Raw genomic sequence first — 18,951 nt, 5'->3', positions numbered from 1 at the left:
GGCCCCTTCGCGAGCAGGCTCGCTCCCACATTGGAATGCGTTCCCTGTGGGAGCGAGCCTGCTCGCGAAGAGCTAGGATCAATTGACACATCTTCAAGAGCAGCAAACAAAAAGCCCCGGCACTCACATGCCGGGGCTTTGTTTTTTCAGCGAATCACTCAGACCTGCGGGTCGCCCACGTGCAGGATCTTCATGCCGTTGGTGCCGCCGGTGGTGTGGTAGCTGTCGCCCTTGGTCAGGATGACCCAGTCACCTTTTTCCACAACGCCGCGCTTGACCAGTTCGTCGATCGCTTTCTGGCTGACTTCGTTCGGAGCCAGCGAAGCCGGGTCGAACGGTACGGTGTACACGCCACGGAACATCGCTGCGCGAGCCTGGGCTTCGCGATGCGGGGTGAAGGCGTAGATCGGCACCGAAGAACGGATACGCGACATGATCAGCGGGGTGTAGCCGCTTTCAGTCAGCGCAATGATCGCTTTCACGCCCGGGAAGTGGTTGGCGGTGTACATGGTCGCCAGGGCGATGCTTTCATCGCAGCGCTCGAATTCCTTGCCGATACGGTGGCTGGACGTCTTGCTGGTCGGGTGCTTTTCAGCGCCGACGCAGATGCGCGCCATCGCCTGCACGGCTTCCAGCGGGTACAGACCGGCCGCGGATTCGGCCGAGAGCATCACAGCGTCGGTGTAATCGAGCACGGCGTTGGCCACGTCGGACACTTCGGCGCGGGTCGGCATCGGGTTCTGGATCATCGACTCCATCATCTGGGTCGCAACGATCACCGCTTTGTTGTGGCGGCGTGCGTGCAGAATGATCTTCTTCTGAATGCCCACCAGCTCGGCGTCGCCGATTTCCACACCGAGGTCACCACGAGCAACCATCACTGCGTCGGAAGCCTTGATCAGGCCGTCGAGGGTTTCATCGTCGGCCACGGCTTCGGCGCGTTCGATCTTCGCCACCAGCCAGGCAGTGCCGCCGGCTTCGTCACGCAGTTGACGGGCGTAGTTCATGTCGGCGGCGTCACGCGGGAAGGACACGGCGAGGTAGTCGACTTCCATTTCGGCGGCGAGCTTGATGTCGGCCTTGTCTTTTTCAGTCAGGGCCGGCGCGGTCAGGCCGCCACCGCGACGGTTGATGCCTTTGTGGTCGGACAGCGGACCGCCGATGGTCACGACGCAGTGCAGCTCGGTAGCGGTGGCGGTTTCGACGCGCATCACCACGCGGCCGTCGTCGAGCAGCAGCTCGTCGCCCACGCCGCAGTCTTTCACCAGATCCGGGTAGTCGATGCCGACCACTTGCTGGTTGCCTTCGGTCAGCGGATGGCTGGTGGAGAAGGTGAACTTGTCACCGATCTTCAGCTCGATGCGCTTGTTGGCGAATTTGGCGATACGGATTTTCGGGCCTTGCAGATCACCCAGCAGGGCGACGAAACGGCCGTGCTTGGCAGCGAGGTCACGCACCAGCTTCGCGCGAGCCTTGTGCTCGTCGGGGGTGCCGTGGGAGAAGTTCAGACGGGCAACGTCCAGACCAGCCAGAATCAGCTGTTCGAGAACTTCCGGCGAGTTACTGGCCGGGCCAAGGGTAGCGACGATTTTGGTACGACGGACGGACATGCAAAGACTCCTGAGTTCAAGCGCCAGCGAAGGCTACTATGCTCTTGGGGTGTAGTCATTGTTCGAATGCACTACTTATCGTTTTCTTTATTGAACGTGGCAACTTTGGGACAAACGCGCCTGAAGATTTCCGACCAGGGGTCGATACAGAGCTCAAGACAGGAGAACCCCCATGCGATTGTTGCCCATTGCCGCCCTTGCCCTTAGCGTCCTCGCCGTCACGGGCTGCACCCGTTGGTCGATGAACCATCATTTGAACAACGCTTACAGCGCCTACGACCGGGGCAATTGCGAGCAGGTGATGCTCGAACTGTCCAAGGTCGAACGCGCCAGCCGTGCCCGCCCGTATGTGTGGCCGGAAGTGTCGATGATGCGCGGCCAGTGCCTGGAACGGCAAAAAATGTACATCGATGCGGCGCAGACCTATCAGTTCATCATCGCTTCGTACCCCAACAGCGAATACGCCTTCCGTGCGCGCGCCCGCCTGGAAACCCTGCAGAGCCTGGGACATTACCCGACACGCAGCTCGGCAGCGGTGGTACCGGCACAGCGTTTCTGATGGTGGTTGTCATACAAAATCTGGCCTGTTGTATAAGCTGAGCTATAGTCCAGTGATCCGGTTCAGAGCCTGACTCTGGACCGGGGCAACACCTGCGACTGGTAGAGGTTGAGGTGATGGCGTATTGGCGACCGTCACACCGGGAGCGGGGAGAGCGCGTCTGCGGGGCAGGCACGTTCCGAAGTAAAGGTGCGGCTCTTTGATTGAGCCTTGCATGGCGTATTGCGCATGTTTACCGATCGTCGAATCGAACGGCATCAATTGCCGTACTTCCTGCGGGTGTACAACAGCGTCACCGACAAACCCATCGGTTTTCTGGGCAATGTGTCCGAAGACGGGCTGATGCTTATCAGTCAGTTGCCGATGATGATCGGTGCCGAATTTCATTTACGCCTGAAAATCCCCGCCAGCGATGGTTGCCAGCAGGTGATCGACCTCAATGCGTGCTGCCTGTGGTGTCAGGAAGACGCTACCCCCCTGCATTACGACGCTGGCTTCAGCCTGCAGCGTCCGCCCCCGGAATATGGGCAATTGGTGCAGGCGTTGAAGCAATACTTCAGTTTTCAACCTCTGCCGGCGTCTGCCTGATACAGCGAAAGCCAAAGCAAAAGATCGCAGCCTGCGGCAGCTTCTACAGGAAAATTGCATTCCCTCTGTAGGAGCTGCCGCAGGCTGCGATCTTTTGATCTTTGCTTTACGCCGGGCTGATCGCCCGGTCGTTATCCAGCAACAACCCCATCCCGCTCAACTGATAAATCGCCATCGCCAGATGCCGTGGTTTGTCTTCCAGGCTGTCCGCCAGATCCAGCAGCAGAATGCTCACCGACGAAAAGGTTTCGCAGGTCTGGATGGCGATGGCTTCGGGATTGATGTCGGGCGCGACCCGGAACATCTGCATGCCGCGATCCATGGCATTGCGCGAGGGCGATTCGGGTTTGAGGGAGTGGTCGAAGGGTGGCGGCTGAACGCAGGTTAGTCGACCGGGGGAAAGCATCACCAAAAACCGGCGCGCCCGAAGGCGCCCTGCGAACAGCCACCATCGAGTGCAGGGATAGGGAATACCCGACTTGATGACGCTTATGCACATTGGTGAGCCCCCCGGGCGACTAAACCCGACCACTGAATGGCACCGGCACGGAACACGTTACGGGGCATCGGCAAGGCGCACAAGCCGGCGGGTTCTGGCGGATCTGTAGGCAAAGGCGTAAGGCGTTGTAGCCTCCCGGCACGCTGAAGAAATAACGCGAAATACTCATTACCGTTCGTCGGCACTGTCAAATTTTACAGGTAGGCGACCAAGCGCTTCAGGCGTATCAATTCGTCACGCCGTACCAATGTTGGCATCACCCGAGAGCACTCTCATGGCAGACGATAATGAGCAATCCGGCCTTGGCAACAACTCCGAGGTCACTCCTGCGGCTAATGTCGATGAACCCTTGATGGCGAGACCTTCGCCTCTTTTTCATACCCCCAGGGATGGTTACGCACTGGTAACCCCCGTGTATTTTCATATTGAATCGGGCGAAAGTGGCGCTCACGAATATCAGTTGGACGACCAGTATGGTGGTCAGCGGTATACGGGGTATACGAATGACTTGGGTGGATTGTTCAGAAGCGTGCCTGCCACCAACCGTGGCGGCAGAGGCCATTTCGGTTTCCGAGCGAGAATCAGGAATGAATGGCAAGAGTGGGGGTTTGTGTGGTTTGACCTCGCAACCAAACCACAGATTACGTCCTTCCAGAGTGGCGCTGAGTTGGGGGCGAGGCCACTTGTCACCGGTACCAAAGACCCCAGGGCTTCGGCGGTTGTTCAAGTATCTTTTGATAACGGTTCGAGTTCCCGGGCAATTGAGCCAATGCCAGGTCACTGGACTTATCAACGTACGACAGACCTCAATCCGGGGTCGCACACCGTCTCTGTCGAGTACTACATCCCTTGGGGGGGGCAAGACACTGGGCGTACGAGCTACTCCTTTACAGTCGTCTATGATCCTGCGCTGATCACTCTGCCTAAAGAAAATGATGTGATACGTGAACCCAGACCGGAAGTCTCTGGTACTGGGCCCAACGACGGCGTAACGGTCACGATTTACAGAGAAGGCGCGGTGGGTGGTTCCTACGGTCAGGCAACCGTCAGAAACGGCTCATGGACAGTCAGGCTCACTCAGGATCTGCCCGCAGGTCCTTTTGTTTTTCATGCTGAATCAAGCTTCCAGGGTACGCGCATCGGGTATTCGAACAAGGTACCGGTGACGGTCGACCTGCGACCGGCCATACCTGCAATAACCTCCCCTGCGAATGCTTCACCGCAGGCAACGACTTTTACTGTGTCAGGTAACAAGGGCGAAGCAGGAGCCAGAGTTGTTTTGTTTGAAGACAGGGGTAGTACCCCAGTTGGCCAAAGTAATGTGTTGACTGGAGAGCTATGGAGCGCGTCCGTCACGTTACTTCCCGGGCCTTTTTCTATGGTTGCCAAGCAATTCAAAGGCGATCATGAGTCGCAGCGTAGTGTGGCGCGGCTGTTCAAAGTCCGTCCTCCAACATTGACGTCCGTCAGCGTCAACTATCCAACTCTCACCACCATCGAGTTTTCCGGCGCAGGTTTTACCGGCGCCACGGTCGAGATCACGATTGTCCGAGGTCCGGCAGGAGCTACGCCGCCACCTGCCGCTGTCGTGACCGCAGGCAGTTGGAGAACGACTTCACAGAACTGGCCCATCGGCGACTACGATCTGAAGGTCGTGCAGAAGGTTGACGACAATGCTGGTGGCTCGATTCCCTCGCATGAATACCATTTCAAGGCTTCATCGAAACTGCCACCGCCCTCTGCAGTGAGATACACCAATGACCTCTACACGCCGACATTCATCGGCGAAGGTATTGCAGGGGCATCTGTCGAGGTCACCGACAAGGCGACCGGCGCTGCGCTCGCGCCATCGGCGCAGGTCACCACTCAGGGCTGGTCGACCCGTGCCTTCGAGGCGTGGGCACCGGGTTCGACCCGCACCGTGCGTGTGGTGCAGAAGCTCGGTGCGGCGGTGTCGGACGCTGTTGAGCTGGTCATCAATATCGACCGTTTCCCACCGCCGACCGAGCTGGCTTTTACCGTTGTCGACTACAAGCCGCGTATCACTGGCAGAGGGATAGCCGGCGCCACCGTGCAAGTGACGGACAAGCAGACCGGCGCAGCCATTGCACCACCCGCGCCCGTGACGGGCCAGGGCTGGACGGCAGAGGCATCGACACCCTGGCAGCCGAATACCACCAGAATCGTCCTGGTGGTGCAGTCCAAAGACGACTTCGCCTCCGATCTGGTGGAAATGACCATCTCTGTGCCGCTGTTGGCCCCCGTTATCACCGCCATCGAAGACGATGGACTCTCACCGAAAATCTCCGGCACCTGCTGGCCCGGCGCGACACTGATCCTGAAGTACAGCGACAGTGCGACCGAGCACAAATTTGATGGAAACGGTCGCACATGGACCTTCAAACGCGACGCCGGGTTTGCTCCGGACGAGCAGCACACCGTGACGGTGATCCAGACCGTCGCCGGGCTTCCGTCGCCACCAGCCTCGCAAACGTTCTCGGTCAGCCCGGAGAAACCGGTGATCACCGTGCCGGAGGAAAGCGCAGACACCCACTACGACATGAACGTGCACGGCATCAACGGCTATAACGGTGCCACATTGCAACTGCGGGACGCGCAGTTCGGGCGGAATCTGGGTGAGCCGAAACGGCTGACCGCTCATGGCGACTGGTTCATCGAGCTGAAAAAACTGGAGTTCCGCAAATACCAGATCGATGCCGTGCAAACCATCGCTGACGGAACCTCTGCGCCCAGCGCTGTGCGCAGTTTTTTTGTCGTGCTGGTGCCGCCGGTCATCACGGTGCCGGAGGAGCATCAATCGCTGACGCGCACCTCGACGCTTCGTGGCACCGGCGAACCCCTTGGGCGCGTGACGATCTGGCGTGAAAGTCCGAGCGAAATCCTGCTCGATAAAGTCTCGATAGACGCCAAGGGCGATTGGTTTGCCGACGTAACGTTGCCGATCGGCAACTACAAGGTGAAGGCCCGGCAATTCTTCGACAATCATGAGTCGAAGGAAAGCCTTGTGCGCAGTTTCAAGGTGGTGCCCGCCGCGCCGGTTATCGAAAGCCCCGGGCGAGGCGTGCATGTCGGTCGTCGGGTTGTTGTGTCCGGCTTCGGCTATCCCGGTGACACAGTGCTGGTGACGCTGACGGGCAGCAAGGGATCGGTACGCGCAAGCGCTCCGGTGCTCGAGGATCGTACCTGGTCGCTGACGCTTGAAACGGGGCAGTCCGTTGGCACTGCGCAGTTGGTGGCGGTGTCTTCGCGTGATGGTTTCGAGTCTGCCCCTTCGACTGCACACCCAGTGGAGCTGGGCACTTACCTGCCCGAGATTGATGAGCCGGCGCCGGGACGCTGGGTCGAAAATCCGCTGCGCTTCGTCGGTAAAGGCCTCACGGGCGTGGGGCGCATGGTGAGCTGGTACGACCCTGATCAAGTCTTGAGCGAAGACATTGCCGTCACCGATCGAGGCTGGCGCGGCGAGGCATCGTACGCCTTGCGTCCAGGCGGCCACTGGTGCCGATTCCAACAGACCATCACCGACGCTGCGGATGTCTCGAGCATTTCCGACTGGGTCGAAAGCGAGCGTTTCGAGGTGATTTCGATTCCACCGGGAGCAAGACCATGACCGAGCCTGTGATCCGTCCAGTGCAGCAGTTGCTGAGGCAAGTGTTCAGCGATGAACAGCGCGAAACCTATATCGATTTTTGCAATCACCTCGAAAATGGTGGTTCTATTTTTCCGCTGGTCGAGCAAGGCGTTCAGGGGCTGGTCAGCCATTACCGGATGAATCCCGACGACGCGCGGGCCTTTTTGCGCAGGGCCAACAGTCTGGCGGTGTTTGTCCGGCGCCAGTTCATCGAACATTCGTTGCGCGGTCCGCAGGCCCGGGTCACGCGCCCCGACAGCGGTCTGTTGTCGATGGTCGCGGGGCCGAGCTACGAGAGTTTGTTCTCGACCAATTTCGATGAGTTGTGCCCACCGCAGGCCCTGGAGTCAATCGCATCTCCGGTGGCTTACCTGATCGAGTTGTTGCGCTGGATCAAGGACAAAATCCACGCCATTGGCGGCGAGCAAAAACTCGATTTGCATGAGCGCCGGCAGGATCTGAAAAAGCTGCTGGTCGACTTCAATGCCGTGCATCAGGCAGTGTCGGCGCTGGACATCATCGTCCCGGTGCTCGAAACGTTTATCGAAGAAAACGATAGTGAGCAAGACCTCGAAGAGGCACTGATCCAGACCCGTTACCCCAATGGCCTGCCGTACTACCAGCATTGGGTCACGCTTGATTTTGTCATCCGTGAACATGGCCTGTCGGTGGGTAATATCGCCCACATGGTGGATCTGGCCTATCCCTATTTCCTGCAGCCTGAGGCATGGGACAACGATGCCGGGCGTGCCTTTACCCATGCGTCGCGGCTGGGGCCTCATCAGCGTGAATTGTTGACAGAGGCTCCGATAGAACCTGGCGATACCGACGCAAGGGACGACTATTACCAATGCAACTTTGGAGCGCGTGGGACCGATTGGCTAAATCTCGATCAGGTGAAATTCTTTGGCGAGCGAACGGGGCTGGACACCCGGGATATCGAGGCGTTGCTGTCGATTCGCGAATTCGCCCCGACGCGTTCGGCCAACGTCAGCGTGTATGACAGCGAGCAGCCAGGCGCTGACGAGAGCCAGCGATCCGGCTCGGTGTATCTCAACGCCGCGACCAGCCCGGCCCTGAGCATTGATTACAGGGAGGTCGGCAAAGAATTCCTGCACCGTTTTACGCAAGACCCGGCCACCATCGATCGCTACGAACGAATGAATCGCAAGTTGCGCCTGGATCGATGGCTGGAGTTGCCCAGCGAGCAAGTGGATGCGCTGTTGACGGCGGCGATCAGGGCAGAGACCCGTCCTGCGAAGCTGGCAAATCCGTGGTGGATTTCCACCCATCAAGTGCATGCGCTGGGCCTGTTTCAGTCGCTGCGTGAGCGCTATGGCTGTTCGGCAGAGGATTTCGCGGCATTTATCGATGAAGTCTCGATTTACGGGCGTGCCAATGCCCTGTCCCTGTTTGATCGCACCTTCAACGGCCAGGGCAATTATCGCCAGCCCCTGCTGCTGGATGGCGCAACGTTTGCGACGCTGCCGGTGCAGGGTGTCGCGGAGCTGACGATCAGCCAGTTGTGCAGCGGCTTGGGCATCGATCTGCAGACTTATGCCTACCTTGCGGTCGCAATCGAACGAGCGCACGGGTTCAGCGGTACGCTGAGGCGCACCGCGGCAGTCATATCGAGTTTCTACCGGTTGGTGAAGTTGCCAAGGCTGCTGGGCATTACTCCGGTCGAAGGCGTGCTGATGCTGACGCTGTTGGGCGGCGAGAGCTGGGTCGACGGGCTGGCAGGCTTGCCGAGCGTGCACGCACGGCTCAATAGCGAAACCACACCGGACGTGCTGAATCTGATTGATGCCCTGCACTCCTGCGTGTCCTGGTGCAAGGATCGCGAGATCCCCGTGCTGTGGATGCTGCAGCAAGTGGCACCGCTGCAGGCCCTGGCGGTTGCCACGCAGGCTGAGCAGCAGTTGTTCGAGCAGATCCGCAACCTGCTGCCTGCCGCGCTGTTCAACAATGCCGGGCTATCGATGGCTGGCGTTCCCTCACTGGTGGGGCTGGACTGGCTGCGGTTGTTGACCGAACTGGTCGACCCGACGGGTCTGGTCATCGACCTGCAATTACCCGAGACCGACTACCTGAACCGTGCCCGGGTAAGATTCGACCAGGCAATCAGGGAAGGGCTGGGCGAGAACGACGCCAGTGTGCGGGGCATTCTCGTCGAGCGAATGCTCGGCGTGCTGTTGCAGGCGCGGGAGGCGCAGGTCTCGGTCGCCCGGGAGTGTCTGGCGGTGTACACCGGCCTTGATACCGAACGCGGATTGCTCGTACTGACCTGGGCGCAGGCCACGGTGTATCAGTTGTTGTCGCAGGTCAGCGCGCGTGCCGATCGTGATGCAACTGAGGCACTCAGTCCCGCTGCGCGCGCCGCAGAGCAACCCGACCCGCTGCTGAGCTTGCTGGCTGATGTGCGACGGCGCAGTGCGGTGGCGAGCAAGCTGGAACTGTCTGCGGTATTGCTCGAAGACTTTCTGCAATACGGCCACACGGCCTGGATGGCTCAGGACGATCGGCACCTGCTGTCGATCCGCACCCTGTATTACCTGAGCGCGCTGGGACGGGCCTTCGAGTTGAGCGAGCAACCGGCTGGCAAGCTGCTCGACTACCTGCGTCAGGTCAACGCATTGCCCGACCCTCTGACAGGCCATGCATTGCGGCTGGCACAGGATGCGGCAGCGTTGCGGCTGGCGGCGTTTTTCGACTGGAGCGTGCAGGAGGTGCGCGAGTGCGTCAGCCACATCGATCCTGAACTGAAGATCCTCAAGACTTTGCCCCAGCTCGATTTGCTGATGCGCATCCGCGTATTGGCCCGGCACAGCGGCATGGACGCCCTGACGATTTTCCTCGTGGGAAATCTGCCGGAGGACGTAGACAAGGACAACTATCGATTCGCCGCCGAACGCGCGCTGCTCAGCCTTTCAGCCACCCGTGAATCGGTGGTCGCCTTTGCCGATGAGGTGGCGCAACCACTGGTCAAAATGAAATGTGAAGTGGACAAGACCGAGGTGGTGGCCGGCAAACCTGAAGAGAAAGTCTTGTTGACCGTGACGTTGACGGACACCGATGACAAGCCACTGAGTGGCGTCAATGTGTACTGGCAAGTGAGCCTCGGCACGATTGTGCCCAACGCCACTGACGTCGATGGAAAGGTGACGGTCGAGTATCTGCCGGGCAAGGTCATGGGGCAGGAAACGCCACTGTTCTGGCTTGACCTGATCGACGCACAACAGGCCCCGACGATCAATATCTCCGATGACCCCAAGACGCTGTCCTTCCCCGCACCATTAACTGCCCAGGTGCCGCTGGAACCGGTTCCGGCGGGGCAGGAAGTCGAGCTGTACGCCACGCTGCGCGACGAATATCGAAACCCCGGGCGCAACCGTCTGGTGCGCTGGTCCGCCGAACCTGCGAGCGGCAGTAGCGGCTCGGCGGTGATTCGCCCCGGGCAGAACTACGCCGACTTCGAGGGCGTTACACGGGTTTACGTGTCGAGTTCCTCCGGCGGCAAGTTCATTTTCAGCGCGCATTGCGATGCCAGTGAAAACGAAACACTTTTTGACCCGATCACCTTCACCGAAGCACTGACTCACCAATGATCGTGTTGGTTGACGCAGCGTTCACCTCAGGATGCAGGACAAGACCATGACTCAACGCAATCTGGCTCCATTGTTGGAAAAACGCCGCGCAGCACTGGTCGATTACTGCATCGGTCAGGCTGCCAGGACCCGCTACTCTTTCGTGAAAACGCCGCAGGATCTGTTCGAGCTGTTGCGCATGGACCCGCTGGACAACTACCCGGTGCAAAGTTCGTGGGTCGCCGAGGCGACCAGTTGCGCGCAGCAATTCATTCATGCGGCGTATCGCAAGCTTGAGCCGGGCTATAAAAACACGGCTTTTCCGGCGCATGAGCTGAAGCTCTGGGAGCTGTACAGCAATTACCCCGACTGGGCGGCGCTGTCCTTGATTTCGGTCTACCCGGAAAACTTCATCAACCCCTTTGTGCGGCAGCGCAAGACCCGCCTGTTCAAGGCACTGGAAAATGACTTGAATCAGGCGCGGCTGACCGGCGATTCGGTGCAGCGTGCCTCGCAGCAATACCTCAAGGCATTCGAGCAGACCTGCAACCTGGATGTCATCAGCGCCTGTCTGGATGGCGACTCGGTAAGCAATGCCACTTACTATTTCGTCGGCCGGCAGCGGGTGCAGCCGTTTCAGTATTTCTGGCGCAAGGCCGACATCGAGCTCAACGCTTCCGGCAATCCGGTCAACCCGGCGGCATGGAGTGAATGGCAACCTGTCGACATTCCGGTGGGAAATAGGATTCTGGATATGCGGCCGCTGTTTTGGGGCGGGCGTTTGTGTCTGGTGTGGGCTGAGTGGCGCGACCCGGTGGGTATCAAGGGGAGCGAGGGCTATTTGGCCCCCAGACTGGATATCAACCTGGCGTTCATGAGCCAGAATGCAGAATGGTCGGCACCGCTGAGCTTGTATAGCGCTGATCAGGAAAGTGCTGACGAAGACATCGACATCAGCGCAGATGCCCGGTTGCTTGCAACAACGTTTTCCGACGCGATTCACCCCAAGGGGCGTCTGGGAGTATTGCTCCTCGGCACCGATGGTCTGAAGGTGTGCGTGACCCGTGATGTGTTCTTTCGTCCGTTGCCTGAAGACGACGGCAGCTGGCTTGAATATCTGGCCAGTCATCGCTTCACCGATGTCCTGACCTTGCAGCATGCGCTGACGCCGAAAAATCAGCCAGTGGTCGAGATCAACGGTGGGACCGAGGGAGCTCTGATGGCTTATTTCGGCCTTCAGGCACTTTTTTTCGAGGAGGGAGGTAAGGACTTTCTATGGGTAAGGGGTCTGTGCCGCGCAAAGAGTGTGCCCAGCGACAAAACTCAGGATTTCAAGCTGGAGCTCCACGATGGCGCAGCAGGTGACCCGTCTCCTCTCGAACCCAGTAAATCCATAGCGGGCGGGTGGGCCACCGACTGGATGCAAATGGAACGCACGAAGGGCGGTTTCACCGGGTTGGTCGAGTTCACCTTGAGCGGCACGGACCAAGGCAGCAAGACCTTTACAGTTTCACTCACCAAGATCACCCGTTTCGTACCGCCGACTCTGGAAAAGAACGCGCTGGATGCGGCGCAGTTCATCGGTTTCGGGCAGTCCGGAATGTTGCAGCGCGCGCGCTTGAACTCGCTGTTCGGCCCGGAGCTGGTGCAACTGAGCAATATTTCCGTGGATGCCGTACTCGACTGGGAGACCCAGTTCCTGACGGAACCGCCTCCAGCCGCGGGCCCGATCGCCGAACCGAACGGGGCGTTCGACGGGGCCAACGGTCTGTATTTCTGGGAGCTGTTTTTTCATCTGCCGCATCTGGTGGCGGCCCGTCTGCGGGCCGAGGATCGCTACCTGGAAGCGCAGAACTGGATGCATTACGTGTTCGATCCGCAAGATTCGCGAGACCCGGAAAAACCAGGGAATGCGCCACCGAGGCCTGAATACTGGCGCTGCCGACCTTTGGCCGCTGTGGGGAATGTGGGCGTCGAAGCCATGCTGCCGACCGATCCGGACGCGATTGCCTATGCCGCACCCCAGCACTACCAGATTCTGGTGTTCACCGAGTATGTGAAGAACCTGGTGGCGTGGGGCGACTGGTATTACCGCCAGCTCACCCGCGATGCGCTGGTGGCGGCAAAACTGTGTTACGTGCAGGCGCAGTTTCTGATGGGCAAGCCGCCTTCCGCCCGGGCAGTCACCCGGTGGCAAACGCAGACGGTAGAAGCCTTGCTGAACCAGAGCGCGAGCCGCCCGGCGCTTGAGCAGTTCGAGCAGGAGCTGCAGTTTTCCCTGGCTGACATTCCTCCAGCCGTCGAAGCGTCACCGTTGATGGGCCTGCTGGCGAACGAGCCGTTCAAACTGCCGATCAATGAGCAATTGCTTGACCTGTTTGACTTGCCGGGGCAGCGCCTGAGCAACTTGCGCAACAACCTGACCCTGGATGGCAAGCCACTGGACGTTCCGCTGTTCAGCCCGCCCACCGATCCCAATCAATTGTTGCGCGATCTGGCCGCTGGCGGGGTGGGCATGCCGCGGCCGATGGGCGGACGTCTGGTGGTGGGGGCCTTTCGCTGGCGCGTCAGCTACGAGGCGGCGTTGCGCGCCGTGCAGACACTGCAGGAGTACGGCAGCCAGGTATTGCGTCTGCTGGAACAGCGCGACCGGGCGGAACAGGAAGAACTGCAGCAAGAGCACCTCAAGGAGCTGGGCGAATACGCCCGTACGGTTCAAGAGCAATCCATTGCCCAGCTTGAAGCCAGCCTCACGGCCCTCGGCCAGAGTCAGGCCATGGCCCAGCAACGGGCCGATCGATACGAAGCCTGGTACGACGAACACATCAGCGATGCCGAATACCAGATCATGGACAAACTGGCGATGGTCAACGGGATCAACACCGGGCTGCACGCGATCAAGTCTGTAGGCGCGGCATTGGCGGCTCCGCCGAACATTGGCGGCACGGCTGTCGGTGGGCATCGTTTGGAAAAAGCTGCGGATGCTGTGGTCTTTGGTCTGGAAATCAGCGCGATGCTGTTGCAGATCGACGCGGATAAACAAGCCATCACCGAAAGCTACCGCCTGCGCCGCAGAGAGTGGGAGTTGCAACGAGATCAGGCACTGGCCGAGGTCGGGGCGATCGCCGAGCAGATCACCGCGCAGACATTCGCCCTCGATGCCGCCAGAACGAGTCTGGAGCAAACCTTGCGGGCCAACGGTCAGGCACTGGCGCTCTACAACTACCTGAAGAAACGCGCGACCAACGCAGAATTGTTCGGCTGGCTGCTGGGCCAGCTCAAGGCCTTGCACTATCAGGCTTACGATGCGGTGGTCAGTCTGTGCCTGAGTGCCCGGTCGTCATTGAGTGCTGAAACCGGCGATTACGAAACCGCTGAGGCCTTGCCGCAGGTCTGGCTGGACAACCGTCATGGACTGACTGCCGGTGAACACTTGCGCGAGTACCTGTTGCGCATGGATCGTCTGTACCTGCAAAGCCATGAGCGCCGTCTGGAGCGGGTCAAGACCATTTCGCTGCGACGACTGTTCGATGACAAGGTGGATCCGCAGACGGGATTCTCCGACTGGACCCAGGCGCTGGCCGAGTTGATCGAAAAGGGCGTGCTGGAGTTCCAGCTGACGCAGTTGTCATTCGATCGCGATCACCCGGGCGAGTATTGCCGGCTGCTCAATCTGGTCGAGGTCGACCTGCCCGTACTGCTCGGACCTTATCAGGATGTACAGGCGACGCTGCTGCAGGTCGGCAGCATGACCGCTACCCAGGGCTCGGCGCGCTCGGTCGAGTACCTGCATCAGCCGGCGGGCAAGGTGGCGCCGGTCGAGGTGCTGTTCAATCTGCGCAGCGGCCAGCAGATCGGTTTATCCGTGGGGATTGCCGACACCGGCATGAACGCCGGCAAACCGGATGAAGGCTTGCTCAACCCGTTCGAGAACACCGGCGCGATCTCGCGCTGGCAATTGCACTTTCCCTGGCCCCAGAGCGAGCGGCAGGCGCCGATGCTCAAATCACTCACCGACATCATTCTGCGCGTCCGATACACGGCCAAGGCCGGTGAGCCGACGTTTACCCTCGCTGTCAAAGATCTGGTCACCCGGGCGCTGACGTCCCGTCAGTCAGGCAATATCAAAGGAGCAGGCCATCATGGTTGAACCCGTCATTCAGGCTAATGACAGTCTGGTGCTCAATGGTGATTTCCGTGAGGCCTTGAGCCATTGGGAAAAGGGGCCGGTTAACAGCCGCTGGGTTACGGTCGTGGGCGAGCCGTACGAAGGCACACAGATCAGGATGCTTTCAGTAGCAAACCTTGCCTCTGCCTTTCAGGAAATGACCGTATCTGTAACGCCGAGCGCTGGGGCCAGGTATGTGCTGAGTTTCCTGTATGAAACGCGGCATACCGAAGCGGGCCGCATGATATTCACTGATGACAGTGGAGCCACCCTTAGAGAAATCCCGTTGCCGCCCGGCAGCCCTCGTAACCTTGAAGAGGACCAGGCACGGATCACTCAAGGGTTGCCGCTGGAATTCAGACCGCTCAAGTACAACGCCGAGCTCGATCTGCCGTTGCAGCGCCAGGACAAGATTCGCGTCACAGTGGTCGCTCCGGGTAATGCTGATCCCGAGGACTATAACTCTCTGGTTTTGGTCACCCGCATTCGCCTGGGCGTGGAACTTGAGCCCGCGCGGATGCAGACGGTGAAGGTGGACGCGGAGCAATCGTCATCCGGCAAGTCGGTCCACCTCTGCCTGGGCGCGGACGGCAGCTTTCAGCACCAGCTTGCGTTCGTACCCGACCCCGACAGCCCCTGGCTGCACACCAAAGCTGCATTGGTGAGCGATGACAATCCACAAGGCGCGGTTATCGCAACGCCTGACTGGGGCGTCGATCAACCGCTGGATTTGCCGTGGATCCTGCAGTGCCCGCTGATCGGTGATCAGGATCCTTACCTGTTCACGGTGCAGCTGGTGAACCAGTACACCGCCGAGCCGTATTCGATGCAGGTCTCGCTGGGGCATCACCGGCTGGTGTTCCGTGAGGTGCTGGAGGCCGCGTATTTCCCGGTGCTGGAGTTGACGCAATCGGTGCGTCTGGGGGTACGAGTGGCCTCCTGGTACACCGGTCAGTTTCTGGCCGGGCGCACGGTGACCTGGACCACCGAAGGGCTGGGGGTGCTGAGCACGACACCGACCGACGCCGAGGGCTGGGCGTATTTCGAGTATCTGCCAACGGCTGCTGGAAAACTTGCTATCCAGGCTTCGGTGGCAAGCCCCTACTATGCCAGTGGGGTGGAAACCACGACGCTGGACGTTCAGGTGCTGGCGACCGATCCATGGAAGGACGTTCTGGCGGTGGTAGAAAGCAACGCCTTGCCCTGGGCGCAGAAGACCGGCTATCCCAACCGTGGCTCGACCTATCAACTGAGCGTTCGGGTGCCTGAAGTGTTACGTGGTTCCACGATGGCACTGCGTTGGGATGGCGACAGCGCCGCACAGTTGGGCGTGCAACTGCGCCCGGAGCTGGAAGCCTCGATACCTGTAGGCGCAACAGACCTGAACTGGGAGTTGATCTGCCAGGACAAACTCGACGGTCGCTTCCACTTGCAGTTGCTGTGTTCGAAGCTGCTGTTGCCCTCCAGCAGAAAACCGATGTCACTGGCACGCAATCTGGTGCGCATTGGCGACGTTCAGGAGGCCAACAAATTTCCCGTGGTGGACGAAGGCGAAAGTGTTCTGTTGCGGGTGCAGGTGGTGCATGTGGTCACCGGCGGCAACGGCGATCCGGTCAACAATGCACGGGTGGACTGGCAGACTCCCGAAGGCACGATTGCCACCCGATCGGGGATCGGTGGCTGGGCCAGCGTGTTGTATCAACCGAGCCGCGACGGTGAGCTGGTGGTGACCGCTCGCGTGCGGGCGCATGACGAAGCGGTGCCGGTGGAGCGACCGTTTGCAGTGAAGGCGCTGCAGAGCAGCCCCTGGAAAGGCAAGATCAATATCCTGTTTGACGGCAATGAGGTTGACCTGACCGAATTGGGCTTGCTGTGCTGGCGCGGTGAGCCGCACACCTTGCGGATACAACCCACGCCCGGCAGTTCGCTGATTGGACAGATGATCACGCTGCAATGGCGTGGCGAGCCGCCGGGGATCGGCTTGACCGTCTCGGATATCGGCAAGCCGCTGATGCTTGAGCCATCGGGGCTGGAATGGCGCTTCAGTTCGCAGGTCGCGTCGAGTACCAGCAGCCTGTTCAGCCTGACCTTGAGCAGCCCCGGGCTTACCGCGCCCCGGGAGTTGTTCGGTCGGCTGATCTCCACAGAGCTTATGGATGAACTGACGTTGATGCTGGATCAGGTGACTGCGACAAACGCCAGTCAGAGAATGTTTCCTTGCATCGGGGCCACGCACACCTTGCGCTATCTGCCCAATGCCTTGAGCCCGCTGGTGGGTTTGCAGGCAACGCTGGTGTGGCAAGGCACCCCGGCTGATGACCTGGAAGCGAGCATTGAACCGCCACTCGATCAAGCTCAAAAAATCAGTGACGGTGGTGTTGGCTGGAGTCTGGATTTCACCTCGAGCAAGGTCTCCGGCGCCTTTAGTGTGGGGCTTTTCTTGTCTGCCCTGGATCGCTCCGTGAGCACCAATCCGATGCAGCTAGCTCACAACAAGCTGCGAATCGAAGACTGGCGTGAGTCAGCGGTTGACGCCGTTATCGGCAAGGATAAAGCCTGGAGCTGGGTCAGGGTGGTTTCGGCATTCACCGGGCAAGCGGTGGCGCAGGTGACGGTGCAGTGGAAATCCGCTGACAGTTCAGACAGCGTCGTCAGCGACGAACTGGGCTGGTCCGGGTTTGGCCTGGTGCCGAGCAGTCACGGTCAGCAGAACGTCGTGGCCAATGTGCACAGCCCGTTCGATGGCTATGAAGAGCAACGTGCCCTGTCCTTTACGGCGCTTGCCCGTAACCCTTGGGAGGATGTGCGGGTGCGTTTCGATGGGCATGATGAACATCCATGGGGCAGTCACACCTACTTTCCGCGCCGCAATGGCTCACATGCCATCGAAGTGCTGCTCCCGGAGGGCAGCCCGTTGCTCGACCAGGAACTGACCTTGGGCTTGACCGGCACCGGCCCTGCGGAACTGGGGCTGAGTTTCGAACCTGCGCTCGGCGCATCGCGCCAGCCCTCGGCAATCGGTTTGCGTTATTTCCTGCGTTGCGCCGACCTGAAGAACGGCGGCTTCGCGCTGCGTCTGGGAGCGGAGCGCCTCGCCAGCCTGTCACCGGCCAATGCGATGTCGCTGGGGGAGGGCGTGCAGGTGTGGAAAATCCTCTCCAGTAGTAGCGTTCAGCAAGTGGTGGAATGGGAGCAGGAACTGGTCGAGCAGGTAAAAGTGGTGTCGTCCGTTTCCGGTCAAGGTATCGCCGGGGTGTTGGTGACCTGGCGCAACGAGGATCTGGGGATGGTCACCAGCCTGACCGACTTTTATGGTGTCGCCACTGTGCGCTTCAAACCGCAGACGCCGGGCGCGGCGGTAGTGACGGCGAGGGTGGGAGAGGCGGCGCATTCGGAATCGGTTGATCTGCCGTATACGCTTGAGGAACCGCGGGTAATCAGCGAACTGTACGAACCGGAAGATTCACAGTTGCCACCCAATGAGGAGCGCGCGCAAGCCATTGCCAAAGTGGTGTCGGCACGTACCGGTTTGCCGCTGGCGGGTGTGCAAGTGCGGTGGGATTTTGCCGGGATTGTCTTGACGCCATCGGTGACGGATGAGGAGGGGCTTGCCCGTTTGACCTTTAACTATCCGGCTGACTCGCAGGGAGTTTTATCGGCCATTGTCCGAGGCGGGCTGGGTGGCTGGGATATGGCGAGCCTGGGATATTCAGGCATAGTGCCGATGATTGAGTCGTTGACCAGTCCCGATACAAATATCGATCTGGGCAAAGATGCAACGGCCGAGGTCCGGGTGGTGTCGCGTCACGATGGCCGGGCCCTGGCAGGCGTCAGGGTCATCTGGAATTATCCGGAATTGACGTTGCCGGCTACTTTCACGGGGCCGGATGGAAAGTCGCGCGTTGATTTCAGACCGATTGAAACAGGACTGCATGAGTTGCAGGCAACGGTTGTTTTGGGTGGCTCACAGTCATTGGTGTTTGAAGTGTTGGATCCTTCTACGAGGCCGCTGATTTTTGAGCTGAAAAGACTTCACGGGCAAATCGGCATTGGCGGGCAAGCCCACATGCGCGCGCTTGTTACAAATCGAAGCTATGTTCCCATTCAGGGGGAGGTAGTTTTCTGGCGTTTTCGCGATCTTGAAATCGCTCCAACTCGCACCGATGCGCAGGGCTACACGGAGGTCAAATTCATCCTGCCTGCACGGGACACCATCGTGGTGAGTGTTCGGGGAGGATCAAGTATGAGCATGCCTATATGAAGTTGTCGCTCATCGGTTATGAGTGAT

General features: G+C 59.7%; 8 protein-coding genes. 6 read left to right on the top strand and 2 right to left on the bottom strand.

Going from position 1 to position 18,951, the window contains the following annotated elements:
- Nucleotides 1-158: 158 nt before the first annotated feature.
- Entirely contained in the window at nucleotides 159-1,610 is a 1,452-nt protein-coding gene (gene pyk, locus JN524_RS06715) for a pyruvate kinase (RefSeq protein ID WP_003227610.1), read from the bottom strand.
- Between the two features lie 172 nt (nucleotides 1,611-1,782).
- Between pyk and JN524_RS06710 the strand changes: the two genes are divergently transcribed.
- On the top strand, nucleotides 1,783-2,169 hold the full coding sequence (locus JN524_RS06710) for a tetratricopeptide repeat protein (protein ID WP_115984297.1): 387 nt from the start codon (nucleotides 1,783-1,785) through the stop codon (nucleotides 2,167-2,169).
- 228 nt (nucleotides 2,170-2,397) lie between these two features.
- Complete coding sequence (locus JN524_RS06705; RefSeq protein WP_202368877.1) at nucleotides 2,398-2,757, top strand: PilZ domain-containing protein; 360 nt, start codon at nucleotides 2,398-2,400, stop codon at nucleotides 2,755-2,757.
- Nucleotides 2,758-2,863: 106 nt separating this feature from the next.
- Here the strand turns inward: JN524_RS06705 and JN524_RS06700 are convergent, their stop codons facing one another.
- Nucleotides 2,864-3,163 carry a DUF6124 family protein gene (locus JN524_RS06700; protein ID WP_442964268.1) on the bottom strand — a complete coding sequence of 100 codons (300 nt, stop codon included), beginning with the start codon at nucleotides 3,161-3,163 and terminating at the stop codon, nucleotides 2,864-2,866.
- Between the two features lie 367 nt (nucleotides 3,164-3,530).
- Between JN524_RS06700 and JN524_RS06695 the strand changes: the two genes are divergently transcribed.
- Genes JN524_RS06695 through JN524_RS06680 form a run of 4 tightly spaced genes read left to right on the top strand, consistent with a single transcriptional unit; the run spans nucleotide 3,531 to nucleotide 18,924 of the window.
- Complete coding sequence (locus JN524_RS06695; protein ID WP_202368876.1) at nucleotides 3,531-6,887, top strand: hypothetical protein; 3,357 nt, start codon at nucleotides 3,531-3,533, stop codon at nucleotides 6,885-6,887.
- Nucleotides 6,884-10,516, top strand: coding sequence for a Tc toxin subunit A (locus JN524_RS06690; protein WP_202368875.1), 3,633 nt, complete (start codon nucleotides 6,884-6,886; stop codon nucleotides 10,514-10,516). The genes JN524_RS06695 and JN524_RS06690 overlap by 4 nt, the downstream gene beginning before the upstream one ends.
- A gap of 46 nt (nucleotides 10,517-10,562) precedes the next feature.
- A complete protein-coding gene (locus JN524_RS06685) occupies nucleotides 10,563-14,645 on the top strand; it encodes a neuraminidase-like domain-containing protein (RefSeq protein ID WP_202368874.1) in 4,083 nt (1,360 codons plus the stop codon).
- A complete protein-coding gene (locus JN524_RS06680) occupies nucleotides 14,638-18,924 on the top strand; it encodes a hypothetical protein (RefSeq protein ID WP_202368873.1) in 4,287 nt (1,428 codons plus the stop codon). The genes JN524_RS06685 and JN524_RS06680 overlap by 8 nt, the downstream gene beginning before the upstream one ends.
- Nucleotides 18,925-18,951 lie beyond the last annotated feature (27 nt).

It is taken from the genome of Pseudomonas sp. MWU318 (assembly GCF_016756945.1).
Classification (GTDB): domain Bacteria; phylum Pseudomonadota; class Gammaproteobacteria; order Pseudomonadales; family Pseudomonadaceae; genus Aquipseudomonas; species Aquipseudomonas putida_A.
The sequence above is the reverse complement of the archived record's forward strand: the minus strand, read 5'-3'. Positions and strand labels throughout refer to the sequence as shown.